Below are 24,636 nucleotides of genomic sequence, written 5' to 3'. Positions count from 1 at the left end.
GCTTTCCTAGCGGTGTCGCCGATGACGGCACCGAAAGGAGTGCAAGGAAATGACCAGAAAAAATCCGATCAGCTTGTATCGATCCGCATTGATGACGCTCGCCGCGATTCTGGCCACTGCTGGCGTCGCGGGCAGCGCATCCGCGATCGATTGGGGGCGCGAAGCCCACCAAGAAGACCGTAGAACTTGCGAACGGTTTGGGGCGGATCACGGCAGGGATTTCACGAGGTGCATGCTTGAACAGCAGCGCCGCCGCGACGACGCGTTGCTCAACGCGTCCGAGCAGCAGCGGAACAATGCTGAAGCCGCGCGGGACAATGTGGAGACAGTCCGCAGGATGCGGTGCAACCGTGAGGCCGAGCGAGGGCGAGAACGCGGCGAGCGGCCGGAGTGGTGCCGTTGATCTCCCGACGACGGTTCGGGAAAGCACTATGCGTGTCCGCCGTGTTGGCGGGTGCGCAGACGGCTTGCTTCGATGGTGGGAGCACGGCGAAAGAATCTTCGCCCGGCCCGGACACCATGCAGATCGCGTACCCGGAGACAACGCGCGGTATGGTGGCCGACAATCGGTTCGGCGTATCCGTTCCGGATCCCTATCGTTGGCTCGAAGGGGATTCCCGCACCGACAAGGACGTCGCAGCGTGGATCCACGCGCAGCAGCGCTTGACGACGGCGTACCTTTCCAACCTTCCCGGCCGTGAGGTCTTCCGCCGATCGCTCGCCTCGACCTATGACTATGAGCGCCTCGGCATCCCGCAGAAGAGCGGGGGCCATTACTTCTTCACGCGCAAAGCGGGCGATCAGAACCAACCCGTGCTGGTCATGCGCGACGGCGCGGGCGCCGAGCGCGTCCTGATCGATCCCGCGGCATGGTCGAAGGACGGCACCGTCGCGTTTGCGGAATGGAGGGCATCACGAGACGGGACGCGCGTGGCCTATGCCGTGCAGGATGGCGGCAGCGACTGGCGCACGATCCGCGTCCTCGACGTGACAACCGGGAAGGCGACGGGTGACGTCGTGCAGTGGGCACGGTTCACGCAGATCGCATGGGCCAATGACGGATCGGGTTTCTACTATTCCCGATATCCCGAACCCAGGCGCGGCGCCGCCGACGCCGCAAGTCTTCTCAATCACGCCATTTATTTCCATCGGATCGGCACGCCACAGGCGGACGACACGCTGTTCTTCGCGACACCATCGAAGCCTGGGCGGATCAACTCCGCCGGCCTCACCGCCGATGGCCGTTATGCGATCGTCTATTCGAGCGATGATCTGGTGCATGCCGACGTCTCGGTGGTCGACCTGGGGCGGCGCGGCCGATCGCCCCGCCCATTGATCGAGAACGCACGGGATCGATGGTCGGTCATTGGCAATGTCGGCACGAGGCTCCTGCTGATGACCGACAAGGGCGCCGAACGATCGAAAATCGTGAGCGTGGATCTCGATGCGCCGAGGCCAGTGTTCACGGACCTGCTGCCGCAGCAGGACGCCATCTTGACCGGCGGATATCTGTCCGGGGGGCGGCTCCTCGCGACCTACCTTGTCGACGCCAAATCGGAGATCCACCGCTTCAAGCTTGATGGCAGCGCCGAGGGCATTGTGAATTTGCCCGGCATCGGCAGCGTGAGCACTGTCGTCGGCGAGCTGGAGGATCGCGAAGCATTCTTCGTCTACGCGAGCTTCAACCAGCCCAATACGGTCTATCGATATGACGTCGCGAGCGGACGAGTGGGTGCATGGGTAACGCCAAAGATCGGCGCCGACCTGGCCTCGATCACCGTCTCGCAACATTTCTATCGGTCGAAGGACGGCGCGCGGGTGCCGATGTTCATCGCACGGCGGAAAGGTACGTCTGGCCCCGTTCCGACCCTCCTGACCGGCTATGGTGGCTTCGCGATCAGCATGCCGCCGGGTTATTCCGCCATGCTGACTCCGTGGATTCTGCAGGGCGGCGCTGTCGCGTTCGTCAACATGCGCGGCGGCGGCGAATATGGCGCAGCGTGGCATGCGGCAGGGCGCGGCTTGAAGAAGCAGAACGGCTTCGACGACATGATCGGCGCGGCCGAGTATCTGCGCGCGAACAAGATGGCGCCGTCCGACGGCGTCGCGATCTATGCCGACTCCGCGGGCGGATTGATGGTCGGCGCGGTCGTCAACCAGCGTCCCGACCTGTTTGCGGCGGCACTGCCGAGCGTCGGCGTCATGGACATGCTGCGTTTCGGCAAGTTCACCGGCGGCGCCTTGTGGCTTGGCGAGTACGGCGATAGCGAGCGCGAGGCCGATTTCCGCAACCTCCTGTCCTATTCGCCCTATCACAATGTCAGGGCAGGCAAGCCGTATCCCGCGATCCTAGTGATGACCGCCGATGCGGACAATCGCGTCGTGCCGGCGCATAGCTATAAATATGTCGCTGCACTGCAGGCTGCGGACCTGGGGCCCCGGCCGCGGCTGCTGCGGGTCGATGCCCGAGCGGGCCATGGCACAGGCAAGCCGACCAGCAAGGTGATCGAGGAGGCGGCCGACATGCTGGCGTTCGCGGCGCGTTGGACGGGCCTCAACGTAGGAGACGAGAGCAAGCGATGGGTGGAATGACCCGGCCGCGATCTACGGTTTGTCTTTCGTGCATGCCTGGGCGCCGCTAGATGCATCCTGGAGCGCTATGTCGGTGGACGGCGAAACGGAACATGCGCTGCAGCCCGTCGAACGCCGGGGCAATGCGCTGTACTGGCTCGGTAAAGCTCGTCGTGAGGCTTGCGACTTCATGGCCGTTGGGCTACGGCTGTGCCGCCGGCGGGCTTTCCGGCGCTGGGAGCGCCAAGGGCCTTCGCCGAGATTGCGCTCGAGCGTGAGGGAGACGTGCCGGAGGGCGCTCTCACGGTGCACGCGACCGTCCCAAGGTCCATCGAGACGGTTCCGGATCTTCCGGCGTACCCGGACGAACTTTGCAGTTGCTGTTTTTTCGGGTCAGGAGCGCTGCCGTTGCGGGCGCTCCATCACCAGCAGGGTCGAGGTCGCGCTGGCATAGATGCGCGCGTTGGCGTCCTTCAGCGTCGCCTCGGCAAAGGCGGCACGGCGGCCGACGGACAGGACGCGGCCTTCCGCGCGGAGCGGGCCGGTATCGGCGGTGATCGGGCGCAGGTACGAAACCTTCAGTTCCAAAGTGGTGTAGGCCTGGTCCGCCGACAACGTGGAGTGTACGGCGCAACCGCACGCCGAATCGAGCAGCGTCGCGGCATAGCCGCCGTGGACAGTGCCGATCGGGTTGTAGGCGTGCACGCCGGGCGTGCCTGCGAAGACGGCCCATCCATCGCCGGCTTCGACGAAAGTGAAGTCCAGCGAATCGCCGATCGGCGGTCGGCCTCCGGCGGCGATCAGCGCCTGCAGGGTCTCAAGCCCGGAAAGGCCGGGGGCGATTTCGTCGACGAGATTCACTGGCATGTCTCCAATGTGGGCCGGCCGCAGGGCGCGGACGGCTTCGGCAAGATTGGCGTCTGCAGGGCGCATCGCCTTTCTGTTTATATGATGACCATAATATATGGCCGTGCCAAGCGGCGGCCCTGACGGGGGCGTGGCCGACATTTCGCGCGGCTGCATGGCCACGCGCTCCTCGGTCGGCAGCGAAGGCCATGCGGGACTCGGCGAACTGGTGAAATCGCCCGGGCGGTCACCCTGGACGCCTCGAGTCACGTCTGCGCCGTGCCATTGCCGATGCAGAGATCCCGGCTCGACCGATGTCCGCGCTCTCGCCGCTTCGTCCAGACCGTGCAGACCGGCATGTCGATCTGGTCCGCGACGGTGCCAGCCACAAGGAACTGGAAGACGTGGCGCGGGTTGCCATGCTGGAGTGGGCCGCGCGCATCGCAGAAGCTCGTAGGCAGGTGCTTGTCCCCAGCTTGGGACGATCGCCATGCTTGGAACATCTTCGATATTGGGGATCGAGGGAAAGCCGCGGCCCGATCGGGGGTCAGCAGGGCAGGGCGGCGGCAGCGCCGGCGACGCGCAGCGGAGGCTGGATCATTTTTGCCGCGGCGCCAACAGCGTCCCCAGCCGATCCGGCTGCCCCGCGATCCGTTCCAGGTGCGGGTAGCGCAGCGTGCCGCGGTAATCCAGGGTGCGGGCGACAGTGCGGCCGTCCTGCTCGAACGTCACGTTGATCGGAGCGTGCGCCGCATGGCGCACGGCTTCGATCAGCCCCTCGCCCGTGAACGGCACGCCGCCGACGGACACGATCTTCGTCTTTGGGCCGATTCCCGCCCGGTAGGCCGGACCATCCCACGCGATCGAACGGACCAGTCCGCTATCGGCCACCGTCAACCCGATCGAGTAGGACAGATCGGTCACGTCGAGTTCCTTCTCGTTCTGGCGGTAGGTAGCGGTCGCGGTGTCGCTGTAGGCCAGCCGCCATCCCTGGCGTGCCAGCCCCTCGGACACATCGAGTTCCGCGTGGCCGTCGAGCCAGCGCCGGAGGAAGCGGGGCCAGTCATACGGCGCGACAGCGTTCAGCGCCTTGGCCACATCGTCGAATACGTAGGTCCGCGTCGGCGCATCGGGCGCGGCGCCGGCGAAAAAGATCCTCGCAAAATCATCGATCCCGCGCCGCCCGCCGCTCTGCTTGCGCAACAGGGCATCGACGTCGAGCCACAGCAGGACGCCCTCCAGATAATAGTCCCGGCGGCGTTGCCAGTCGCGCCATGGAACCGCCTTGCGCAGCATGAACGAGGGATAGTTGACGTCGTCCGACAGCGGTCGCCAGGCCCGGCCCGGGCGGTTGGCGATTTCGGCCGCATCGAGCGCCAGCTTGTCGAGCGTCTCCTCGCGCGTGCGCAGCCCCGATCGCGCGGCGAGCACGCGGCCCCAGAACTCTGTCTGTCCTTCGTAGACCCAGAGCAGGCTGCCGCCCTGCGGCTCGTTCGGCGTGGGCGTCCACAGATCGGCAGGCGACCGATAGAGGCCGTTCCAGGCGTGGACGAATTCGTGCGCGAGGATATCGCGGTTGTTGAGCTGCGCTTCCCAGTCGGAGAAGTAGTTCGAGGGCAGGGAAATCTCGCTCGACCTCCGGTGCTCGGTTCCCCCGGCCGACCCGTCGTCCTCCATCCGGGCGAGGAAGGCATAGCGCCCGAACGGTGCCGCGCCGAACACGGCGCCCGCCTGCTCCACCATGCGGCTCAGTGCATCGATGCGCTCCGGCGCCACGGCCAGATCGTCGGGCCGGCGCGCGATCAGGTCGACCGACACCGTCGCCGGTCCCAGCGCGGACAACGGCAGCTGCCGAGCGTGGCGCGCAGCGTAGACCGGCGCGTCGAGCAGGGTTTCGAGCGAGACTGGCGCGAACCGCGATCTGCCGTCGCGGCTGTCGAGCGCCACGAGCGAGGTGAAGGGCTGCAGTCCAGCGGGGAATGTCACGGTCGCGGCAATGGTCAAGTTGCGCGCGTACCAGCCGGCCGGGTACAGGATCAGCCGCTGCCAGGGCACGACCACCAGGTCCGGCGAGAGCTCATCGTCGGCGCCCACGATCTGGAACCGCACCTCGATCGTCCGCGTGCCGGCAGGCACCTCCAGATCGAAGGCGTGCGGATCGCGCGGATTGCGGCGCCATGCCAGCGGCCGGCCATCGGCTTCTACCTGCAGCCCGGCGAGATCGACTACCGAGAGGCTCGGTCCATGGCTCGCCGCTTCCCAGCGCGGGTAGAGCAGCGTCATGGCGCCCGCCTGCTGTACCGGGATGCGCTCGCGAACGACGAACAGCTTGTGCGCCACATCGGCCTGCTCGACGTCGAGTTCGATCGTGCCGGCAAAGACGTGGTCGTCCGGCCGCGCGATCGATGGACTCTCCAGCGTCTGGACCGGAAGCGTCGGCGTGTGCGCGACGGCCGTGGAGACGCCGACAAGACACGCCGTTGCGGCGACGAGCAACCGCCAGCCACTTCGCCAAGCGAACGCTGTCGCAATCATGTCAAAACTCCTTCCCATCGTTTGCGCCGGCTTCTCGGTAGAAGCCAAACGCGGTTTCGAATGCGCCGGTCTCTCGCTCGCAGTGCCGGACCTTCACAGAGCTCGTCCGAGATCAGCGGCTCCAGCCACAGCAAATTGCGGCGAAGATTACCTGCAATGGCCTCGGCTTGGATCGCTGTGGATCAGGACATGCAAATTCCACGACCAAGGCGTCGAATACCGTGCGGTAGCGCGTGCCGGTTTTCGGATCTTCGGCGAGCACGGACGAAGATCGCGCTGGCTATCCGCAAGCCGATCAGAGCCGACGGATCCGACCGCTGATCCGATCAACGCGCCGGCTTCCCGGCGGCGTTGTTCGAAGGCGTTGTCAGGATGGCGCTGGTGATCATGTCAACGAGATGATCGGCCCGCAGCGCAAACCCGGGTTGGCCACCGAGCCCGCGCCCGCTGCGCATCCCGCCGGCGCCGGCGCGGGTGGCGCCGACCGAAGCCGGCCGGCCAAGGCAATCCACCATGGCGGCTAGGAAGCGCCGTTTGCAACAAGCGAAGCCCCTAGCGTCCCGCCGGCTGGCTGTCCTGCACCGGGCGCGGCAAGGGCGCGCGGGCGATTCGCTGCAACGGGGACGAAATCCACAAAAAACTAACAAATAGCTGGCTACTTTGAGTGCACTTCACAGCGCCACCTTGATTGAATGCGCATTCCGCTTGCGACCGAAGCAGACCGGCTGCTCCTGCAGAGCGTGACCGACTACGCGATCTACATGCTCGATCCGGACGGCTTCATCCTCAGCTGGAATACCGGCGGCCGCCACATCAAGGGCTACGAAGAGGCCGAGATCATCGGCCAGCATTTTTCCAGGTTCTATACCCCGCAGGACGCCGCCGACGGCTTGCCGCGGAAGGGGCTGGACACGGCCAAGCGCGAAGGCCGCTACGAGGCCGAGGGCTGGCGGGTGAGGAAGGACGGCTCGCATTTCCGCGCCAGCGTCGTCATCGATCCGGTGTGGAAGGATGGCGCCCTGGTCGGCTATGCCAAGGTCACCCGCGACGTCACCGAAAAGTTCAACGCCGCCGAAAACCTGCGCAGGGCCGAACGCGCCCTGGCGCAGGCGCAGAAGGTGCAGGCCATCGGCCGCTTGACGCTGGGCATCGCGCACGATTTCAACAACCTGCTGGCGATCATCGTCGGCAGCCTGGACCTGCTGGCCAAGAGCCAGCACGACGCGCGCAGCAAGCTGCTGATCGGCGCGGCGACCGATGCGGCCGAGCGCGGCAGCAGGCTGTCGCAGCAGATGCTGGCCTTCGCCCGCGGGCAGGATCTGGTGCCCGAGCCGAACGAGATCAATATGCTGATCGTCGAGGCCGCCGAGCTGTATCGGCGGGTGGCCGGCGAGAGCATCGCCTGCGAGTTCGAGCTTGCCGAGGCGCTGCCGACGGTCGTGGTCGACGCCAGCCAGTTCGAGGCGGCGCTGATGAACCTGGTCGCGAACGCGCGCGATGCGATGCCGCACGGCCGGATCGTGATTTCCACCCGGCTCTGCCGGTCCGACGCGACCCAGCACGTGGAAGCCAAGCCCGATCACGACTACGTCTGCGTCGCGGTGCAGGACGACGGCCCGGGCATGACCGAGGAGGTGCGGCTGCGCGCCATGGAGCCGTTCTTCACCACCAAGGACGTCGGCAGCGGCAGCGGCCTGGGCTTGAGCCAGGTGTTCGGATTCGCCGGCCAGTCGGGCGGGTTCGCGACCATCGAAAGCGAGGAGGGGGAAGGCACCCAGGTCACCATGTACATCCCCGTTGCGAATTGACGCCATGACCAACAGAAAGATCCTGTACGTCGAGGACGACGCGTTGCTGCGGATGGTGACGGTCCTCGCTCTGAAGGATGCCGGATTCGACGTGCTCGAGGCGGCCAACGGCATCCAGGCGCAGGCGGAACTGGCCATCGGCCAGTTCGACTGCGTGATCAGCGACATCAGCATGCCCGGCGGCGTGAGCGGCATCGAGGTCGCGCGGACCGCGCAGGCGATGAATCCGGACTGCGTGACGATCCTGGTGTCCGGCTACGCGCTCTCGCAGCTGCCGCCCTTGCCGCCGACCGCGCGTTTCCTGTCCAAGCCGTATCGCATGCACGAGTTGTTGGGGACGCTCGATTCGCAAGGCAGCGCATGACGTCGCCACCGCGCCGCGCCACGGCGTGTCGGATCGGCCGCGCTGTAACGCTAGGACAGCTCGAAAAAATCGGTTCGTTTCAGGAACCGGCGTCGTCGCAATGGTCCCGCAAGCAGGCCGGCGATCGGCGCGTGGTTGCGGCGCGTGTGAGATGAGGCCAACGGCGGCGAGCCCGGCGCCGCTTGCCTACACAAGAAAATCACTTTGCCGAACGTAGTGTGCTTCACGTCGATGATGCGTGAGCATGGCGGTGCGCAGGTGATGCGTGCGCCGGCCGCGACATCCTGGACAAGGCGTGCTGGCGAAGGCGAACTCCACCCCGAGTCGCTGCGCCTGGCCCGCGGAAGCGCCGTGGAGAGCAACGCCTTTCAAATCCAAATGCAACCAAAAAGGACGACCATGACGCCCCATCGGCAGCCCGAGCACGTGAACAGCGATGACCTGCCACGCATCTCGACCGGCAGTGTGGGTCTGGACAACATCCTTGGCGGCGGCGTCGATGCCAACCGCCTCTACCTGTACGAAGGCCGCCCAGGCACCGGCAAGACCACCATCGCCCTGCAGTTCCTGCTGGAAGGCGCGCGGCATGGCGAGCGCGTGCTCTACATCACCCTGTCCGAGACCCAGCGCGAACTGCGCCTGGTGGCTGCCCGCCACGGCTGGAGCATGAATCAGGTCGAGGTGTTCGAACTGGTGCCGCCGGAGACCGCGCTGGATCCGGAGCGCGAACTCACCGTGTTCCATCCGGCGGAAATGGAACTGACCGAGACCACCAAGCTGATCTTCGACAAGGTCGAACAGCTCAATCCCAGCCGCGTGGTCCTGGACAGCCTGTCGGAACTGCGCCTGCTTGCGCAGAGTCCGCTGCGCTATCGCCGCCAGGTGCTGGCGCTGAAGCATTTCTTCGCCAGCCGCCAGTGCACGGTGATCCTGCTCGACGACCTGTCCTCGCAGGAAAACGACCTGCAGCTGCATTCCATCACCCATGGCGTGGTGCTGCTGGAACAGTTGGCCATCGACTACGGTGCCGAACGCCGGCGCCTGCGCGTGGTCAAGATGCGCGGCATCCAGTTCCGCGGCGGCTACCACGATTTCACCATCGAAAAGGGCGGGCTGGAGATCTATCCGCGGCTGATAGCGGCCGAGTACAAGCATCACCAGATCGAAGAAGTCGCCCCCAGCGGCAATGCCGAGCTGGACCGCCTGCTCGGCGGCGGGCTGGAGCGCGGCACCAATGTCCTGCTGTTGGGCGCGGCCGGCGTGGGCAAGTCCTCGCTGGCGTTGAGCTTCGCCATCGCCGCGGCCGAGCGTGGCGAACACAGCGTGTTCTTCGCCTTCGACGAGGGCCGCAGCACGGTGGAGGCGCGCGCCCGGACCTTGGGCCTGCCGCTGCAGGAAAAACTCGACAACGGGCTGATCCGGTTCCAGCAGATCGATCCGGCGGAGATGTCGCCGGGCCAGTTCGCCGCGACGGTACGCCGCAGCGTGGAGGTGGAAGGGGCCAAGGTGGTCGTCATCGACAGCCTCAACGGCTACCTCAATGCGATGCCGGACGAGCGCTTCCTGATCCTGCAGATGCACGAGCTGCTCAGCTACCTGGGCCAGCAGGGCGTGCTGACCATCCTGGTGCTGGCGCAGCATGGCCTGGTCGGCCCGATGGAAACGCCGCTGGACCTGAGCTACCTGAGCGATTCTGTGCTGATGCTGCGCTATTTCGAGGTGAACGGTACGGTGCGCCGCGCGCTGTCGGTGGTGAAGAAGCGCAGCGGCAGCCACGAGAACACCATCCGCGAATTCCGCCTCAGCAGCGATGGCATCCACGTCGGTCCGCCGCTCAAGGGATTCAGCGGCATCTTCTCCGGAACGCCACGCTACAGCGGGGAGGATCTGCCGCTGCTGGATACGCTTGCATGAGCAGCAGCGACGCGACCGAACACCGCGTCCTCGTGCATGCGCCGATCGGGCGCGACGGCGCGGCCTCGGTGGAACTGCTGCGGCGTGGCGGGGTGGTGGCCTACAACTGCGCGAACCTGGACGCGTTGGTGCGGGAGTTGAACGTCGGCGCCGCGGCGGTGTTCGTCGCCGAGGAAGGCCTGTTCGGCAAGGATGCGGCGGCACTGTATGCCTGGGCCGATGCGCAGCCGGCCTGGTCGGACCTGCCGTTCCTGGTGCTGACCAGCCATCAGGAACAACCGTCCGTGGTGGCCTGGCGCCGCAACCTGGTGGCCTCGCTGCGCAACGTCGCGCTGCTCGAACGGCCGGTGCAGGCCATCACCTTCACCAGCACCATCCGTGCCGCGCTGCGCGCCCGCGCCCGCCAGTACGAAGTGCGCTCGCTGCTGCAGGTGCAGGCCTCGGCGGCGCAGGAACTGGAAGCGCAGGTGGTGGCGCGCACGCGCGAGCTGGAAGAGGCCAACCGCCTGCTGCGCACACAGATGGACGAACGCGCCCGGGTCGAGGAAACCCTGCGCCAGGCGCAGAAGATCGAGGCGATCGGGCAATTGACCGGTGGCGTCGCGCACGATTTCAACAACCTGCTGATGGTGATCTCCGGCGGCCTGGCGATGCTCGACACGCAGGCTGATCCGGCCATACGCAAGCGGCTGATGGACGGCATGCAGAAGGCCGCGCAACGCGGCGCGGGACTGACCCGGCAACTGCTGGCGTTCTCGCGGCGACAGGAACTCAAGCCAGAGCCGGTCGGCCTGACCCGGCAGATCGGCGGCATGCGCGAACTGCTGGACCGCAGCCTGCGCGGCGACGTGCACGTGGATTTCGATTTCGCCGAGGACCTGTGGCCGATCGAAGTGGACCCGGGCGAACTGGAACTGGTGGTGCTCAACCTCACGGTCAACGCGCGCGATGCGATGCCCAACGGCGGCACCATCGTGGTGCGGGCGCAGAACGTGGCGGGCGCCGGCAAGACCGATCCGGATTTCATCCGCCTGTCGATCATCGACACCGGCACCGGCATGGCGCCGGAGGTGAAGGCGCGGGTGTTCGAGCCGTTCTACACCACCAAGGACATCGGCAAGGGCTCGGGCCTGGGCCTGGCGCAGGTGCACGGGTTCGTGCAGCAATCCGGCGGTTCGATCCATATCGACAGCGATCTCGGGCAGGGCACGGCGATCCACCTGCTGCTGCCGCGCTCGTTCCGCGCGCCGGCGCCGGACGAGCGGCACCTGGTGGACGTGCAGGTCGCGCGCCGTGCCCCGGGCGAAGCCGGCTATGTGCTGCTGGTGGAGGACGACGACGAGGTCGCTGCCCTGGTCGGCGAGATGCTGCGCCAGCTGGGTTACCAGGTCACCCGCGTGGCCAGCGCGGCGGCGGCGCTGGGCGCGCTGGCCAACGAGCGCGCGGTGGACATCGTGTTCTCCGACATCATGATGCCCGGCGGCATGAACGGCCTGGAACTGGTCCACGAGATCCGTACGCGGCGCAAGGCGCTGCCGATCCTGCTCACCAGCGGCTATGCGGAAGCGGCGAAGTCCGCGGCCGAGGCCGAAGGCGTGCAGATCCTATCCAAGCCCTATCGGTTGGACGAACTGGCCGCCGCGCTGCAGCAGGTGCGGGCCAACGCCGACACGTCCGGCAAGTCGGAGACCGCGCCGTTGTGTTCGTGACCCGGCCACGCCGCGCTGCCCAGGCGGCAGCCGCGGCTCAGTGCAGCAGGGTATCGGCGAGCAGCTTCACGTTCAGCGCCACGATCAGCGCGGCGATCGCCCACGACAGCCTGATCAGCCAGCGCGGCGCCACCAGCGCGCCCATCTTGCGTTTGTCGGCGACGAAGCGCACCAGCGGGATCACCGCGAACGGCAACTGCATCGACAGCAGCACCTGGCTCAGCACCAGCAGCTTGGCGGTGCCTTGCTCGCCGTACAGCCAGGTCACCACCACCACCGGCACGATCGCCAGGCCGCGGGTCAGCAGCCGCCGCGCCCACGCCGGGATGCGCAGGTGCAGGAAGCCTTCCATCACGATCTGTCCGGCCAGCGTCGCGGTCACCGTGGAGTTGATGCCCGAGGCCAGCAACGCCACCGCGAACAGGGTCGAGGCCAGGCCGACGCCGAGCATCGGCGCCAGCAGTTCGTAGGCCTGCTCGATCTCCTCCACATCGGTGCGGCCGTGCGCATGGAACACCGCCGCGGCCAGCACCAGGATCGCGGCGTTGACGAACAGCGCCAGGCTCAACGCGATGGTGCTGTCGGTCAGCGCCCAGCGCAGCGCCGAGCGGCGGCCCTGGTCGCTGCGTTCGTAGGCGCGGGTCTGCACGATCGACGAGTGCAGGTACAGGTTGTGCGGCATCACCGTGGCGCCGATGATGCCGATCGCCAGGTACAGCGCGGCCGGGTTGGTCACCACCTCGGCACGCGGAATGAAGCCGGCCAGCACCTCGCGCAGCGGCGGCGCGGCCAGCGTGATCTGCACCAGGAAGCAGGCGAAGATCACCAGCAGCAGCGCGATCACGAATGCCTCCAGGGTGCGGAAGCCGCGCCGCATCAGATACAGCACCAGCAGCGCGTCGACCGCGGTGATGATCGCGCCGACGGTCAACGGGATGCCGAACAGCAGCTTCAGCGCGATCGCCGTGCCGATCACCTCGGCCAGGTCGCAGGCCACGATCGCCGCCTCGCAGGCCAGCCACAGCAGGAAGTTGACCGGCCTGGAATAGTGCTCGCGGCAGGCCTGCGCCAGGTCGCGGCCGGTGGCGATGCCCAGCCGCGCCGCCAGGCCCTGCAGCACGATCGCCATCAGGTTCGACAGCAGGATCACCGACAGCAGCAGGTAGCCGAAATGGGAGCCGCCGGCGATGTCGGTGGCCCAGTTGCCCGGGTCCATGTAGCCCACCGAAACCATGTAGCCCGGCCCGAGGAAGGCCAGGAAGCGGCGCCAGCCGAGGCCGCCGCTGGGCACGGCGACGCTGCCGTTCATGCGCCCGAGGCTGCGCCGCGGCGGGTCGCTGGCCTGCGGCCAGGCGGCGTTGGAATCGGGCAGGGGCAGGGGATCGGCCATGGCGGAAGCGCGCGAGGAAGGAGCGCGAGAAGTATATAGCACTTGCTATGCTACTTAGCATTGGCAAATACAATCGCGGCGATAGCCGCGATTTCGGCCAGAATAGGCGGCGGCCGGCATGCGCCGGCACCGGACAAGGGCGTTGCGATGCAGAAAAGCGGGAAGTTGACGGCGCCAGGGGCGGTGCTGCTCGACGCGCAGGTACAGGTCGAAAGCTTCCGCCAGGTGCGCGAGGCGCACCGCCTGGAGCTGATCGAGGACTATGTGGAGTTGATCTCCGACTTGCTGGCGGATGGCGGCGAGGCGCGGCAGGTGGACATCGCCGCGCGCCTGGGCGTGGCCCAGCCGACCGTGGCGAAGATGCTCAAGCGCCTGGTCAAGGGCGGCTGGGTGGTGCAGCGGCCCTATCGCGGCGTGTTCCTGACGCCCGAGGGCGAGGCGCTGGCCGCCGCCAGCCGGCAGCGGCACCAGACCGTGGAGCAGTTCCTGCTGGCCTTGGGCATCGACGAGGACATCGCGCGGCGCGACGCCGAGGGCATCGAACACCACGTCAGCGAAGCCACGCTGGCGGTGTTCGCCGAGTTCGTGCGCAAGCACGCCGCGGCGCGATGAACGGCACCGGCGACAGCGCCGCGCGCGACGAGCGCTGGATGCTGCACGCGCTGGCCCTGGCCGACCGCGCCGAGCGCGAGTTCGACGAGATCCCGGTCGGCGCGGTGCTGGTCTCGGCCACCGACGAGGTGCTGGGCGAGGGCTGGAACCTCAACATCGCCGAGCACGATCCCAGCGCGCACGCCGAGATCGTGGCGCTGCGCCAGGCCGGGCGCCGGCTCGGCAACCATCGCCTGGTCGGCAGCACCCTGTATGTGACCCTGGAGCCGTGTGCGATGTGCGCGATGGCGGTGGTGCATGCGCGGGTGGCGCAGCTGGTGTTCGCGGCGGCGGATCCGAAGACCGGCGCCTGCGGCAGCGTGTTCGACCTGGTGGCCGATCCGCGCCACAACCACCGCGTGCAGGTACGCGGCGGGGTGCTGGCGGCACCGGCCGGGCTGCGCCTGACCAACTATTTCCGCGCCAAGCGCGGCAGGCCGCTGCTCGGCGGCTGAGCGCTGCCGCCGGGCGTGAAGCCGCTGCGCGGCGCGCGCTATCATGCGCGACCGATACGAAACCCCCGCGCCGGCATCGCCGCCGCGAACGACTGGATGGTGCTATGGCGGAACCGCGCGTGGACAACGATCGTCTGATCTGGATCGATCTGGAAATGACCGGATTGGATACCGACAAGGATTCGATCATCGAGATCGCCACGGTGGTCACCGACACGCAGCTCAACGTGCTGGCCGAGGGTCCGGAATTCGCCATCGCCCATCCGCTGCAGACGCTGCAGGCGATGGACGAGTGGAACCGCAACCAGCATCGCCATTCCGGGCTGTGGCAGCGCGTTCTCGACAGCAACGTCACCCTGGGCCAGGCCGAGGCGCAGACCGTGGCGTTCCTGGCGCAGTGGTGCAAGCCGGGCGCTTCGCCGATGTGCGGCAACTCGATCTGCCAGGACCGGCGTTTCCTGCACCGGCAGATGCCGCGGCTGGAGCGCTTCTTCCATTACCGCAACCTGGACGTGTCCACATTGAAGGAACTGGCGCGGCGCTGGGCACCGGCGATCGCCTCGGGACTCAACAAGACCTCCTCGCACACCGCGCTCAGCGACGTGCACGACTCGATCGACGAACTGCGCTACTACCGTCCGTTCATGGGCGCGCTGGGCGGGCAGGGCGGCGGCGCCGCGCGCTGAAGTCCCGCGATGCAGCGCGTAGGACCGTGCCTGGCGGGCACGGTCTTGCGGCGCGCCTGGATGGCCTCAACGCGCCAGCGGCGGGCCCTGCTTGGTCTCGCCGTCGTCGGTCACGCCTTTCAGCAACAGCTCGGCGATCGGGCGGCCATCGGCATCGTGGTGGTACACGTGCAGATCGCGCTGCGGATAGGGAATGCTGAGCCCGTTCTCCAGCAGCTGGTTGCGGATGTTCTCCAGCGTGGTGCTCTTGGCCGCGCCGAAGTCGCTGTTCCTGGCGTAGGCGAACAGCATCAGGTCCACCGTGCTCTCGCCCAGGTTGGTGACCTGCACGAACGGCGCCGGCGTCTCCAGGATGGCCGGATTGTCCTGGGCGATCTGCAGCAGCAACTGCTGGGCTTTCTTCAGGTCGTCGCCATAGCCAACGCCGACGGTGATCTCCAGGCGCCGGTTGGGCAGGGTGCTGTAGTTGACGATCGGCGCGGTGGTGATGGTGCTGTTGGGCAGGGTGATCATGCGCTCGTCGAAGCTGCGGATGCGGGTCTGGAAGATCCGGATCTCGTCGACGATGCCTTCCTGTCCGGCTATGACCACGTGGTCGCCGTCGCGCATCGGCCGCAGCACGATCAGCATCACCCCCGAGGCGATATTGGACAGCGAATCCTTCAGCGCCAGGCCGACCGCCAGGCCGGCCGCGCCGAGCACCGCGAACAGCGACGTCGGCGGCACCCCGATCTTCTGCAGCGCCGACACGAACACCAGCACCAGCAGCAGCGCATAGGCGACGTTGCGCAGGAAATTGCTGAGCGTGGTTTCCACCCGTGCGCGCATCAGCGCACGGTGCAGCCACTGGCTCAGGCGCTTGGCGATCCACATCCCCAGCACCAGGATGACCAGCGCCACGCCCCAGTTGAGCGCGTACTGCGCCCAATCCAGGTCCCGCCAGCTCAAGGTTTGCCGCACCTGTGCCGGCGCGGCGGGGGCGGCCGTCGCGGCCGCCGCCAGCAACGTCGCTACCGTCCCCATCAGCTGGCGGCTTTCAGCTTGGCCAGGCGCAGCCAGGTATCGACCACGGTGTCGGGATTCAGCGATACCGACTCGATGCCTTCCTGCATCAGCCACTCGGCCAGGTCCGGATGATCCGACGGACCCTGGCCGCAGATGCCGACGTACTTGCCCTTGGCGCGCGCGGCCTTGATCGCCATCGACAGCATCTTCTTCACCGCCGGATTACGCTCGTCGAACAGGTGCGCCACGATCGACGAATCGCGGTCCAGGCCCAGGGTGAGCTGGGTCAGGTCGTTGGAGCCGATCGAGAAGCCGTCGAAGATCTCCAGGAACTCGTCGGCGAGCAGTGCGTTCGACGGCACCTCGCACATCATGATGATCTTCAGGTTGTTCTCGCCCTGGCGCAGCCCGTTCTGGGCCAGCACCTCGATGACCTTGCGGCCTTCCTCGAGGGTGCGCACGAACGGGATCATCACCCACATGTTGTCCAGGCCCATCTCGTTGCGGACCTTGAGCACGGCCTTGCATTCCAGCGCGAACGCGGCCGAGAAGCTCGGATCGACGTAGCGGCTGGCGCCGCGGAAGCCGATCATCGGGTTCTCTTCGTGCGGCTCGTAGTTGCTGCCGCCGATCAGGTTGGCGTACTCGTTGGACTTGAAGTCCGACAGGCGCACGATCACCGGGTTCGGCGCCACCGACGCGGTCAGCGTGGCGATGCCTTCGGCCAGGCGGTTGATGTAAAAACTGACCGGATCGGCGTAGCCGGCGATCTTCTCGTCGATCTTCTTCTTGGTCGCCGCGTCCTGCTTGGCGTACTCCAGCAGCGCGTTGGGATGGATGCCGATGTGCGCGGCGATGATCATCTCCAGCCGCGCCAGGCCGATGCCGGCGTTGGGCAGCTGGCCGAAGTCGAACGCGCGCTCCGGGTTGGCCACGTTCATCATGATCTTCAGCGGCGCCGGCGGCATGTTGCCCAGGTCGGTGGTGGTGCGCTCGAACGGCAGCAGGTCGGCATAGATGAAGCCGGTGTCACCCTCGGCGCAGCTGACCGTGACCTCGCGGCCGTCCTCGATCAGTTCCATCGCGTTGCCGGTGCCGACCACCGCCGGCACGCCCAGCTCGCGGGCGATGATCGCCGCGTGGCAGGTGCGGCCGCCGCGGTTGGTGACGATCGCCGAGGCGCGCTTCATCACCGGCTCCCAATCCGGATCGGTCATGTCCGCGACCAGCACGTCGCCGGGCTGCACCCGGCTCATGTCGTCCAGGCTGCGCACCACGCGGGCCACGCCGGCGCCGATCTTCTGGCCGATGGCGCGGCCTTCGGCGATCACCGTGCCGCGCTTTTCCAGCGCGAAGCGCTCGATCTGGGTGGCATGGCCGCGCGACTTCACGGTTTCGGGACGCGCCTGCACGATGAACAGCTTGCCGCTGACGCCGTCCTTCGCCCACTCGATGTCCATCGGCCGCTGGTAGTGCTTCTCGATCACCAGCGCCTGCTTGGACAGCTCCTGCACGTCCTCGTCGCTGATCGAGAAGGTGTTGCGCAGTTCGGCCGGGGTGTCCTCGATGCGCACGCGCTCGCCGGGCACATCCGAATACACCATGCGGATCAGCTTGCTGCCCAGCGAACGGCGCAGGATCGCCGGCTTGCCGGCATTGAGGGTGGGTTTGTAGACGTAGAACTCGTCGGGATTGACCGCGCCCTGCACGACCATCTCGCCGAGGCCGAAACTCGAGGTAACGAACACCACGTCGCGGAAACCGGACTCGGTGTCGAGCGTGAACAGCACGCCGGAGGCGCCGACGCCGGAGCGCACCATCAGCTGCACGCCGGCCGACAGGAACACGTCCTCGTGCTTGAAGCCGTGGTGCACGCGGTAGGCGATGGCGCGGTCGTTGTACAGGCTGGCGAAGACTTCCTTGACCTTGTGCAGCACGTCGTCGGCGCCGGTCACGTTGAGGAAGGTCTCCTGCTGGCCGGCGAAGCTGGCGTCGGGCAGGTCTTCGGCGGTGGCCGAGGAGCGCACCGCGACGGCCACGTCGCCGCCGCCGTTCTCGGCGCACAGCTGCGCGTAGGCGTCGCGGATCGCCTGGTCCAGCTCCGGCTGCAGCGGCGCCTCGGTGACCCAGCCGCGGATTTCCTTGCCGGCCACGGTCAACGCGCCGACGTCTTCCACGTCCAGCGTCGCCAGTTTGTCGAAGATGCGCTGATACAGATTGTTGTGGGCGACGAACGCCTTGAACGCTTCGGCGGTAGTGGCGAAACCGCCGGGCACCGAGACGCCGAGTCCTGCCAGGTTGCCGATCATTTCGCCGAGGGAAGAGTTCTTGCCACCGACGCGGGCCAGGTCGGTCAAGCGCAACTCGTGCAACCAAAGGATGTTCTCGTTCAAGCGCGATGCTCCGTAGGGCCATCGCCCGAGGCGGGCAGAGTGGCCGCGTCCGTGGGGGAAGAAGCCGATATCATGCAGTGCGCACCCGAGTGGGCACAAGCTCAAGCGGGTGCATCCGTTGGGTTTCAGCAAGGAGAATGCAGGCTATGTCGACGATCCGACCGGTGTTCTACGTGTCCGATGGAACCGGTATCACCGCTGAAACCATTGGGCATAGCCTGCTCACCCAGTTCAGCGGTTTCAGCTTCGTCACCGACCGCATGTCGTTCATCGACGATCCGGAAAAAGCGCGTGAAGCGGCGCAGCGCATCCACGCCGCGGGGGAGCGTTACCAGGTGCGGCCGATCGTGGTCAACTCCTGCGTCGATCCGCAGCTGAGCATGCTGCTGTCCGAAAGCGGCGCGCTGATGCTCGATGTGTTCGCGCCGTTCATCGAGCCGCTGGAGCGCGAATTGAACGCGCCGCGGCATTCGCGGGTAGGGCGGGCGCACGGCATGGTCGATTTCGAGACCTATCACCGCCGCATCAACGCGATGAACTTCGCGCTGGCCCACGACGACGGCATCGCGATCAACTACGACGAGGCCGACCTGATCCTGGTCGCCGTCTCGCGCGCCGGCAAGACGCCGACCTGCATCTACCTGGCGCTGCACTACGGCGTGCGCGCGGCCAACTATCCGTTGACCGAGGAGGACCTGGAACACGACCGGTTGCCGCCGCGGCTGCGTCCCTACCGCAGCAAGCTGTTCGGGCTGACCATCGACCCGGACCGCCTGCAGCAGATCCGCCAGGAGCGGCGGCCGAATTCGCGCTATTCCAACCTGGAGACGTGCCGGCGCGAGGTGTCCGCGGCCGAGACCATGTTCAGGATGGAGCGGATCCCGACCCTGAGCACCACGCATACCTCGATCGAGGAGATTTCCAGCAAGGTGCTGGCGACGCTGGGCCTGCAGCGCGAGATGTTCTGAATGCGACGGCGCCAGAGGGAGGGCGCATCGGGCAGGGCGCAAAACGTCGTGCCGAGACCTCCAAGGTAGGCCCGCACGGGCGATCCGTCAATGCTGCCGCGCGGGCGTTTCAACGTGTAGCATCGGCTCCATGCAGCACGCCCTGACCCGCAGCGAACGCATCCCCCGGCTCAGCCGATTCGGCTGGCTGATGGGGCTGTACGCCGAGAACTACGTTCACCTGAATCGCCTGTTCGTCCCGTCGGACCTGGCCGTGGGCAGCTACCTGTCCTCGATCGGCGACGGCCTGGACCTGCGCCTGGACGTGATCGAGCACCACCGCTACACGGTGGAACTGCGCCTGACCTACGACCTGTGCGACCCGCTCACCGGCGAGCCGGACCCGTCGGCCTACGTGCGCCTGTACCGCGACGCGCGCCAGGCCGAGACCACGCATTGCTACGTCGGCCGCCGCTGGCAGGACGTGATGGGGCTGTATCCGCCGCCGGCGGAACTGATCAGCCACCGCATGCGCATGAACACCTTCCTCAGCAAATGGCTGGAATACCTGGCCGAGCGTGGCCATGGCGTGGCCACGCTGAAGCCGGCCGCGCCATTGCCGCGGCCGGCGCAGGACGCGCCGGTGCCGCTGCTGTAAGCGTGGTGGCATAGACCGCTCGCCGCGGCGGATGCGGCATACTGCGCGCCCACCGACTCGCCCGACCGCCGCATGCCTTACACCCCGATCGTCGCCACGCTGGGCTACGTGCTGTCGCCCGACCGTTCCAAGGTGCTGCTGATCCATCGCAATGCGCGGCCCGGCGACCATCACCTGGGCAAGTACAACGGCCTGGGCGGCAAGGTCGAGGCGGACGAGGACGTGCTGGACGGCATGCGCCGCGAGATCCGCGAGGAGGCCGGCATCGAATGCGAGTCGCTGCAGTTGCGCGGCACCATCAGCTGGCCCGGCTTCGGCAAGCACGGCGAGGACTGGCTGGGCTTCCTGTTCCTGATCAGCGCCTACAGCGGCGAACCGTTCGCCGAGAATGCCGAGGGCACGCTGGCCTGGGTGCCGGTGGCGGACATGCCATCGCTGCCGCTGTGGGAGGGCGACCGCCATTTCCTGCCGCTGGTGTTCGACGCCGATCCACGTCCGTTCCACGGGGTGATGCCGTATCGCGACGGGCGCATGCTGTCGTGGCGCTACTCGCGGGCCTGAGTGCCGCCGCGCCTGCGCTGTGCTTGTCCACAGCGGCTGTGGATCGATCCTGCACAAGCCTGTGGGCAAGCGTGGCAAGTCGCTGATACGGCTGGCCGATTTTGCCGACTGGCGAAACTTTCGCCAGCCGCTGCCGCGCTTCTCCACAGCGGGTGTGGATGGAACCGGCCGAAGTCTGTGGATAAGAGTGCGGCCGCGTTGCAGCGCAACGCCCGCCGCCGCATTGGCGAAAAATTCGCCAGCAAGGATCGCCCTTCCGCAACCCCATTGTTGCCGGCACACGCCGTAGCGCTATTGCGCAGTCCAGCCACCGTCGATGGCGATGGTCTGCGCGGTGATGTTGCGCGCCGCCGGCGAGGCCAGGAACGCGACGCAGCCGGCCAGTTCGTCGTAATCGATGAACACGCCCTTGGGCATCGGCTTGAGCATCACCTGCGCGATCACGTCGGCCTCGGAGATGCCGCGGGTGCGCGCCTGGTCGGCGATCTGCTTGTCCACCAGCGGCGTCTTCACGTAGCTGGGGCACAGCGTGTTGATGGTGATGTCGGTATCGGCGGTCTCCAGCGCGACGGCCTTGGAAAACCCGACCAGGCCGTGCTTGGCGGCGACGTAAGCGCTCTTGTACGGGCTGGCGACCAGCGAATGGATGCTGCCGATGTTGACGATGCGGCCGAAGCCGCGCGCGCGCATGCCCGGCAGCAGCGCCTGGGTCAGCCGCGCCACGCCGGTCAGCATCACCTCGACCAGCAGGCTCCACTTGGCCATCGGGAAGTCCTGCAGCGGCGCCACGTGCTGCAATCCGGCGTTGTTGACCAGCACGTCCACGGGCCGCGAGATCGCCGCCAGGGCCGCATCGATGCTGGCCTCGCTGCTCACGTCCAGGACCACCGCTTCGGCCGAGCCGCCGGCCTCGCGCAGTTGTGCGGCCACTGCGGCGGCCGCGTCCGCATCCAGGTCGCTGACGACGATGTGGCGGCCGCCGGCGGCCAGTTCGCGGGCGATGCCGGCGCCGATGCCGCTGGCGGCGCCGGTGATCAGGACGGTCTGCATGGGAAACACCTGTGGGCGAGGGGGCGACAAGCGTAGCAGCGCGCCGCGACGCCGCCATGGCGGCGATCCTCGCCACTGCGCTGGCGCCACGCTACCCTGTGCCGGTCGCACCCTTCTCACGCCGGATCCGCCACGCTATGCCGATGAAACGCCACTTCTCCATGCTGCGCGAATTCCAGTTGGCCGACTGGTTCACCCTGGCCAACGCCTTCTGCGGCACCGGCGCGGTGTTCGCGTCGATGCGCTTCCTGCAGGAGGGCCGGCGCAGCGACCTGCTGATCGGCATGGCGCTGATCCCGCTGGCGTTCGTGTTCGATGCGCTGGATGGGCGCGTGGCGCGCTGGCGCAAGTCCTCGTCCACCCTCGGCCGCGAACTGGATTCGCTGGCCGACGTGATTTCCTTCGGCGTCGCCCCGGCGGCGCTGGCCTACGCCTGCGGCATGCAGGGCGGCTGGGACTGGCTGGTGCTGAGCTTCTTCGTGTGCTGCGGGGTCAGCCGCCTGGCGCGCTACAACGTCACCGCCGAGCAGCTGGCCGGCGACGGCGACAAGGTCCCGTATTTCGAAGGCACGCCAATCCCCAGCAGCCTGGCGTTGGTGATCGTGCTCGCGGTCGCCGCGTACCTGGGCCACATCGGCGACGCGCTGTGGTGGGGCCAATGGCGGCTGGGGCCGTGGCTGCTGCACCCGCTGGTGCTGCTGTTCGCGCTGTCCGGTTCGCTGATGATCAGCAAGACCCTGCGTATTCCCAAGCCCTGACCGGGTGCAGTTGCTATCATCCCCGTCTGACCTGGGAGGGTGGCGATGAAGGCTAGCGGCGGCAACGATGCCGGCGATTTCGAGGCGTTGGCGCGGCAGTACTGGGGCGCGTGGAGCGAGGCGCTGCGCCAGGGCGGGGCTGCGCCCGCAGCGCCCGCCGATGGCGCCGCTGGTCCGTGGCGCGAGGCGATCGACACCTGGGCGCAATGGCTGCCGCGCGGCACCGCGCCTCAGACCGAGGATGCGGTGGCGCAGCTGCAGCGACAGGCCGGCGACTGGTTCGGCGCGATGCAGCAGGTGGCCGCGCAGTTCGCCGGGCGCGATGCGGGCAGCGCGGACGTGGCCGCGGCCTGGAAGCAGCAGGTGCAGGGCCAGCGCGAGCAGATGCTGCAATGGCTGCTCGGCACCGCCCGCGGCGCCGGCCAGGCCGGCGTGGATCCGTGGCTGCAGCAGGCGGCGCAATGGCTGCAGGGCTGGCAGCGCGACAGCGGGCCGTGGCTGCAGATGCCGGGCTTCGGCCCGGGCCGCAACCACCATGCGCGCTGGCGCGCGCTGGCCAAGGCGCAGCAGGACTACCAGGCGCAGCTGCAGGCGTACATGGGCCAGTTGCAGGGCGCGATCGACAACGCCTTCGGCGTGTTCGAGGCCAAGCTGCGCGAGCACGAGGATCCCGGCCGCCAGCTGACCAACGCGCGGGCGATGTTCGACCTGTGGATCGACGCCGCCGAGGAAGCCTATGCGGCCTCGGCGTTGTCGGAGGAGTTCCGCGAGGTCTATGCCGGCTTCGCCAACGCGCAGATGCGCCTGCGTTCGCTGCTGCAGCGCGAGACCGAGCAGCTGTGCGAGCAATTGGGCCTGCCGACCCGCAGCGAGCTGGATGCGGCGCATCGGCACATCGCCGATCTGGAGCGGCGGCTGCGGCGGCTGGAGCGCGGTGCCGCGCCGGTCGCGGCGACGGCGAACCCCCAGTCCACCGAGAACGCCGCACCCGCATCGCGTCCGCAGTCGCGCGGCCGGCCTGCCGCTGCTCCCGCGTCCAAGGCGGCGCCAGCCGGCACGCCGGTCAAGGCCGCCGCTAAGCAGCCCACCAAGCGCGCCGCTTCCGCGTCCAAACCGCCGGTCAAGTCCAAACCTGTCGCGCCGTCCAGGTCCGCCGCGGCGTCCAAGCCCGCCGCCAGGCCGGCGCGCGGCAAGCCGGGCGCGGCGCCGCACCGGGGCCGCGCATGAAAGGGCCGTTGAGCTTCAGCAGCGACGACCTGCTGCAGGAAACCCTGGAGCTGCAGCGCAAGCTCATGGAAGGGCTGCGCGTGCTGCCCGGGCTGGACGAGGTGCAGTACGGCGTCACCGAGCGGCAGGAGGTGTGGCGCGACGGCAAGGTGGTGCTGTACCGCTTCGTCGGCAACAAGCCGCCGACCGCGAAGGTGCCGCTGCTGATCGTCTATGCGCTGGTCAACCGCCCGTACATGGTCGACCTGCAGGCCGACCGCTCGCTGGTGCAGGGCCTGCTGGCGCTGGGCGAGGACGTCTACGTGCTGGACTGGGGCTATCCGGACCGGTCCGAGCGCTACCTGACCCTGGAAGACTATCTGCTGCGCTACATCGACGGCGCGGTCGACCACCTGCGCGCGGCCACGGCCGGCGCGCCGGTCAACGTGCTCGGCATCTGCCAGGGCGGCACCTTCTCGCTGTGCTATGCGGCGCTGCAGCCGGCGAAGGTGCGCAACCTGGTGACGATGGTGACCCCGGTGGATTTCCATACCCCGGACAACATGCTGTCCAACTGGGCGCGCCAGGTGGACGTGGATCTGTTCGTGGACACGCTGGGCAACGTGCCGGCGGATCTGATGAACGCCAGCTACCTGATGCTCAAACCGTTCCGGTTGAACCTGCAGAAATACGTCGGGCTGCTGGACATCCTCGACGATCCGCGCGCGCTGGAAGACTTCCTGCGTATGGAAAAATGGATCTTCGATTCGCCCGACCTGGCCGGCGAGACGTTCCGCGAGTTCGTCAAGCAGTTCTACCAGGACAACGCGCTGATGCATGGCCGCGCGCGCATCGGCGACCACGCCGTGGACCTGGCCCGGGTCGACATGCCGGTGCTCAATGTCTATGCCGAGCAGGACCACCTGGTGCCGCCGGACGCATCGCGCGCGCTGCGCGGCCTGGTCGGGAGCGAGGACTACGCCGAGCTCAGCTTCCGTGGCGGCCACATCGGCATCTACGTGTCCGGCCGCGCGCAGCGCGAAGTGCCGGCGGCGCTGCACCGCTGGCTGGCCGAGCGCGATGGCGGAGAATAGACGCATGATGAAACCCACCACGCGATCCGCGCAGC

The 24,636-nt window shown here is 67.5% G+C and carries 21 protein-coding genes; 15 read left to right on the top strand and 6 right to left on the bottom strand.

The window, feature by feature from the left end; all coding sequences use genetic code 11:
• Nucleotides 1-49: 49 nt before the first annotated feature.
• Nucleotides 50-403, top strand: a complete 354-nt coding sequence (locus VDQ83_RS09385; protein ID WP_455434712.1) for a hypothetical protein — start codon at nt 50-52, stop codon at nt 401-403.
• 32 nt (nt 404-435) lie between these two features.
• A complete protein-coding gene (locus VDQ83_RS09380; RefSeq protein WP_455434711.1) occupies nt 436-2,592 on the top strand; it encodes a prolyl oligopeptidase family serine peptidase in 2,157 nt (718 codons plus the stop codon).
• Nucleotides 2,593-2,964: 372 nt separating this feature from the next.
• Here VDQ83_RS09380 and VDQ83_RS09375 read toward each other — a convergent pair whose 3' ends face one another.
• Together VDQ83_RS09375 and VDQ83_RS09370 are read right to left on the bottom strand one after the other, a co-directional pair.
• Nucleotides 2,965-3,432 carry a PaaI family thioesterase gene (locus tag VDQ83_RS09375; protein ID WP_455434710.1) on the bottom strand — a complete coding sequence of 156 codons (468 nt, stop codon included), beginning with the start codon at nt 3,430-3,432 and terminating at the stop codon, nt 2,965-2,967.
• Nucleotides 3,433-4,014: 582 nt separating this feature from the next.
• The gene (locus tag VDQ83_RS09370) at nt 4,015-5,952 is read right to left on the bottom strand and encodes a M61 family metallopeptidase (protein ID WP_455434709.1); all 1,938 of its coding nucleotides are present in this window, start codon (nt 5,950-5,952) and stop codon (nt 4,015-4,017) included.
• A 692-nt stretch (nt 5,953-6,644) separates the two neighbouring features.
• Between VDQ83_RS09370 and VDQ83_RS09365 the strand changes: the two genes are divergently transcribed.
• From VDQ83_RS09365 to VDQ83_RS09350, 4 genes are all read left to right on the top strand, one after another.
• On the top strand, nt 6,645-7,760 hold the full coding sequence (locus VDQ83_RS09365; protein WP_455434708.1) for an ATP-binding protein: 1,116 nt from the start codon (nt 6,645-6,647) through the stop codon (nt 7,758-7,760).
• Nucleotides 7,761-7,764: 4 nt separating this feature from the next.
• Complete coding sequence (locus VDQ83_RS09360; RefSeq protein WP_263394635.1) at nt 7,765-8,124, top strand: response regulator; 360 nt, start codon at nt 7,765-7,767, stop codon at nt 8,122-8,124.
• Between the two features lie 399 nt (nt 8,125-8,523).
• Nucleotides 8,524-10,038 (top strand): ATPase domain-containing protein, encoded by a 1,515-nt coding sequence (locus VDQ83_RS09355; RefSeq protein ID WP_455434707.1) that lies wholly within the window; start codon nt 8,524-8,526, stop codon nt 10,036-10,038.
• Complete coding sequence (locus VDQ83_RS09350) at nt 10,035-11,747, top strand: response regulator (RefSeq protein ID WP_455434706.1); 1,713 nt, start codon at nt 10,035-10,037, stop codon at nt 11,745-11,747. Before VDQ83_RS09355 ends, VDQ83_RS09350 begins: the two co-directional genes overlap by 4 nt.
• Nucleotides 11,748-11,784: 37 nt before the next feature.
• Here the strand turns inward: VDQ83_RS09350 and VDQ83_RS09345 are convergent, their stop codons facing one another.
• Nucleotides 11,785-13,137: an Nramp family divalent metal transporter gene (locus VDQ83_RS09345; RefSeq protein ID WP_455434705.1), complete on the bottom strand. Its 1,353-nt coding sequence runs from the start codon at nt 13,135-13,137 to the stop codon at nt 11,785-11,787.
• A 147-nt stretch (nt 13,138-13,284) separates the two neighbouring features.
• On the opposite strand from VDQ83_RS09345, the gene mntR reads away from it, so the two are divergent.
• The 3 genes from mntR to orn all read left to right on the top strand — a co-directional run bounded on the left by mntR (nt 13,285) and on the right by orn (nt 14,929).
• Nucleotides 13,285-13,749 (top strand): manganese-binding transcriptional regulator MntR, encoded by a 465-nt coding sequence (mntR, locus tag VDQ83_RS09340; RefSeq protein ID WP_263394632.1) that lies wholly within the window; start codon nt 13,285-13,287, stop codon nt 13,747-13,749.
• Entirely contained in the window at nt 13,746-14,243 is a 498-nt protein-coding gene (tadA, locus tag VDQ83_RS09335; RefSeq protein WP_455434704.1) for a tRNA adenosine(34) deaminase TadA, read from the top strand. The genes mntR and tadA overlap by 4 nt, the downstream gene beginning before the upstream one ends.
• Before the next feature lie 104 nt (nt 14,244-14,347).
• On the top strand, nt 14,348-14,929 hold the full coding sequence (orn, locus tag VDQ83_RS09330) for an oligoribonuclease (protein ID WP_455434703.1): 582 nt from the start codon (nt 14,348-14,350) through the stop codon (nt 14,927-14,929).
• A gap of 66 nt (nt 14,930-14,995) precedes the next feature.
• On the opposite strand, the gene VDQ83_RS09325 is transcribed toward orn, so the two are convergent.
• Both VDQ83_RS09325 and ppsA read right to left on the bottom strand, forming a co-directional pair.
• The gene (locus VDQ83_RS09325; RefSeq protein ID WP_455434702.1) at nt 14,996-15,952 is read right to left on the bottom strand and encodes a mechanosensitive ion channel family protein; all 957 of its coding nucleotides are present in this window, start codon (nt 15,950-15,952) and stop codon (nt 14,996-14,998) included.
• Nucleotides 15,952-18,327: a phosphoenolpyruvate synthase gene (ppsA, locus tag VDQ83_RS09320; protein WP_455434701.1), complete on the bottom strand. Its 2,376-nt coding sequence runs from the start codon at nt 18,325-18,327 to the stop codon at nt 15,952-15,954. The genes VDQ83_RS09325 and ppsA overlap by 1 nt, the downstream gene beginning before the upstream one ends.
• Before the next feature lie 146 nt (nt 18,328-18,473).
• On the opposite strand from ppsA, the gene ppsR reads away from it, so the two are divergent.
• The 3 genes from ppsR to VDQ83_RS09305 all read left to right on the top strand — a co-directional run bounded on the left by ppsR (nt 18,474) and on the right by VDQ83_RS09305 (nt 20,493).
• The gene (gene ppsR, locus VDQ83_RS09315) at nt 18,474-19,295 is read left to right on the top strand and encodes a posphoenolpyruvate synthetase regulatory kinase/phosphorylase PpsR (protein ID WP_263394627.1); all 822 of its coding nucleotides are present in this window, start codon (nt 18,474-18,476) and stop codon (nt 19,293-19,295) included.
• A 130-nt stretch (nt 19,296-19,425) separates the two neighbouring features.
• Nucleotides 19,426-19,932, top strand: coding sequence for a DUF1249 domain-containing protein (locus VDQ83_RS09310; protein ID WP_455434700.1), 507 nt, complete (start codon nt 19,426-19,428; stop codon nt 19,930-19,932).
• A 72-nt stretch (nt 19,933-20,004) separates the two neighbouring features.
• Complete coding sequence (locus VDQ83_RS09305) at nt 20,005-20,493, top strand: NUDIX hydrolase (protein WP_455434699.1); 489 nt, start codon at nt 20,005-20,007, stop codon at nt 20,491-20,493.
• A gap of 291 nt (nt 20,494-20,784) precedes the next feature.
• Here VDQ83_RS09305 and VDQ83_RS09300 read toward each other — a convergent pair whose 3' ends face one another.
• A complete protein-coding gene (locus tag VDQ83_RS09300; RefSeq protein WP_455434698.1) occupies nt 20,785-21,543 on the bottom strand; it encodes a 3-hydroxybutyrate dehydrogenase in 759 nt (252 codons plus the stop codon).
• 143 nt (nt 21,544-21,686) lie between these two features.
• On the opposite strand from VDQ83_RS09300, the gene VDQ83_RS09295 reads away from it, so the two are divergent.
• From VDQ83_RS09295 to VDQ83_RS09285, 3 genes are read left to right on the top strand one after another with little or no spacing between them, the layout of a single operon-like run.
• A complete protein-coding gene (locus VDQ83_RS09295; protein ID WP_263394623.1) occupies nt 21,687-22,301 on the top strand; it encodes a CDP-alcohol phosphatidyltransferase family protein in 615 nt (204 codons plus the stop codon).
• A 45-nt stretch (nt 22,302-22,346) separates the two neighbouring features.
• Nucleotides 22,347-23,528: a class III poly(R)-hydroxyalkanoic acid synthase subunit PhaE gene (phaE, locus tag VDQ83_RS09290; protein WP_455434697.1), complete on the top strand. Its 1,182-nt coding sequence runs from the start codon at nt 22,347-22,349 to the stop codon at nt 23,526-23,528.
• A complete protein-coding gene (locus tag VDQ83_RS09285) occupies nt 23,525-24,601 on the top strand; it encodes a class III poly(R)-hydroxyalkanoic acid synthase subunit PhaC (RefSeq protein WP_455434696.1) in 1,077 nt (358 codons plus the stop codon). Before phaE ends, VDQ83_RS09285 begins: the two co-directional genes overlap by 4 nt.
• Nucleotides 24,602-24,636 lie beyond the last annotated feature (35 nt).

It is taken from the genome of Xanthomonas sp. WHRI 7945, assembly GCF_035026585.1.
This window is presented reverse-complemented; position numbering and strand designations above follow the sequence as displayed.

Coding starts and splice junctions, on each gene's coding strand:
- VDQ83_RS09360 (WP_263394635.1), top strand. CDS start 7,765: ATGACCAACAGAAAGATCCTGTACGTCGAGGACGACGCGTTGCTGCGG.
- VDQ83_RS09300 (WP_455434698.1), bottom strand. CDS start 21,543: ATGCAGACCGTCCTGATCACCGGCGCCGCCAGCGGCATCGGCGCCGGC.
- VDQ83_RS09325 (WP_455434702.1), bottom strand. CDS start 15,952: ATGGGGACGGTAGCGACGTTGCTGGCGGCGGCCGCGACGGCCGCCCCC.
- VDQ83_RS09385 (WP_455434712.1), top strand. CDS start 50: ATGACCAGAAAAAATCCGATCAGCTTGTATCGATCCGCATTGATGACG.
- VDQ83_RS09370 (WP_455434709.1), bottom strand. CDS start 5,952: ATGATTGCGACAGCGTTCGCTTGGCGAAGTGGCTGGCGGTTGCTCGTC.
- VDQ83_RS09355 (WP_455434707.1), top strand. CDS start 8,524: ATGACGCCCCATCGGCAGCCCGAGCACGTGAACAGCGATGACCTGCCA.
- ppsR (WP_263394627.1), top strand. CDS start 18,474: ATGTCGACGATCCGACCGGTGTTCTACGTGTCCGATGGAACCGGTATC.
- VDQ83_RS09365 (WP_455434708.1), top strand. CDS start 6,645: ATGCGCATTCCGCTTGCGACCGAAGCAGACCGGCTGCTCCTGCAGAGC.
- mntR (WP_263394632.1), top strand. CDS start 13,285: ATGCAGAAAAGCGGGAAGTTGACGGCGCCAGGGGCGGTGCTGCTCGAC.
- VDQ83_RS09310 (WP_455434700.1), top strand. CDS start 19,426: ATGCAGCACGCCCTGACCCGCAGCGAACGCATCCCCCGGCTCAGCCGA.
- orn (WP_455434703.1), top strand. CDS start 14,348: ATGGCGGAACCGCGCGTGGACAACGATCGTCTGATCTGGATCGATCTG.
- phaE (WP_455434697.1), top strand. CDS start 22,347: ATGAAGGCTAGCGGCGGCAACGATGCCGGCGATTTCGAGGCGTTGGCG.
- VDQ83_RS09350 (WP_455434706.1), top strand. CDS start 10,035: ATGAGCAGCAGCGACGCGACCGAACACCGCGTCCTCGTGCATGCGCCG.
- VDQ83_RS09345 (WP_455434705.1), bottom strand. CDS start 13,137: ATGGCCGATCCCCTGCCCCTGCCCGATTCCAACGCCGCCTGGCCGCAG.
- VDQ83_RS09295 (WP_263394623.1), top strand. CDS start 21,687: ATGAAACGCCACTTCTCCATGCTGCGCGAATTCCAGTTGGCCGACTGG.
- VDQ83_RS09305 (WP_455434699.1), top strand. CDS start 20,005: ATGCCTTACACCCCGATCGTCGCCACGCTGGGCTACGTGCTGTCGCCC.
- tadA (WP_455434704.1), top strand. CDS start 13,746: ATGAACGGCACCGGCGACAGCGCCGCGCGCGACGAGCGCTGGATGCTG.
- VDQ83_RS09285 (WP_455434696.1), top strand. CDS start 23,525: ATGAAAGGGCCGTTGAGCTTCAGCAGCGACGACCTGCTGCAGGAAACC.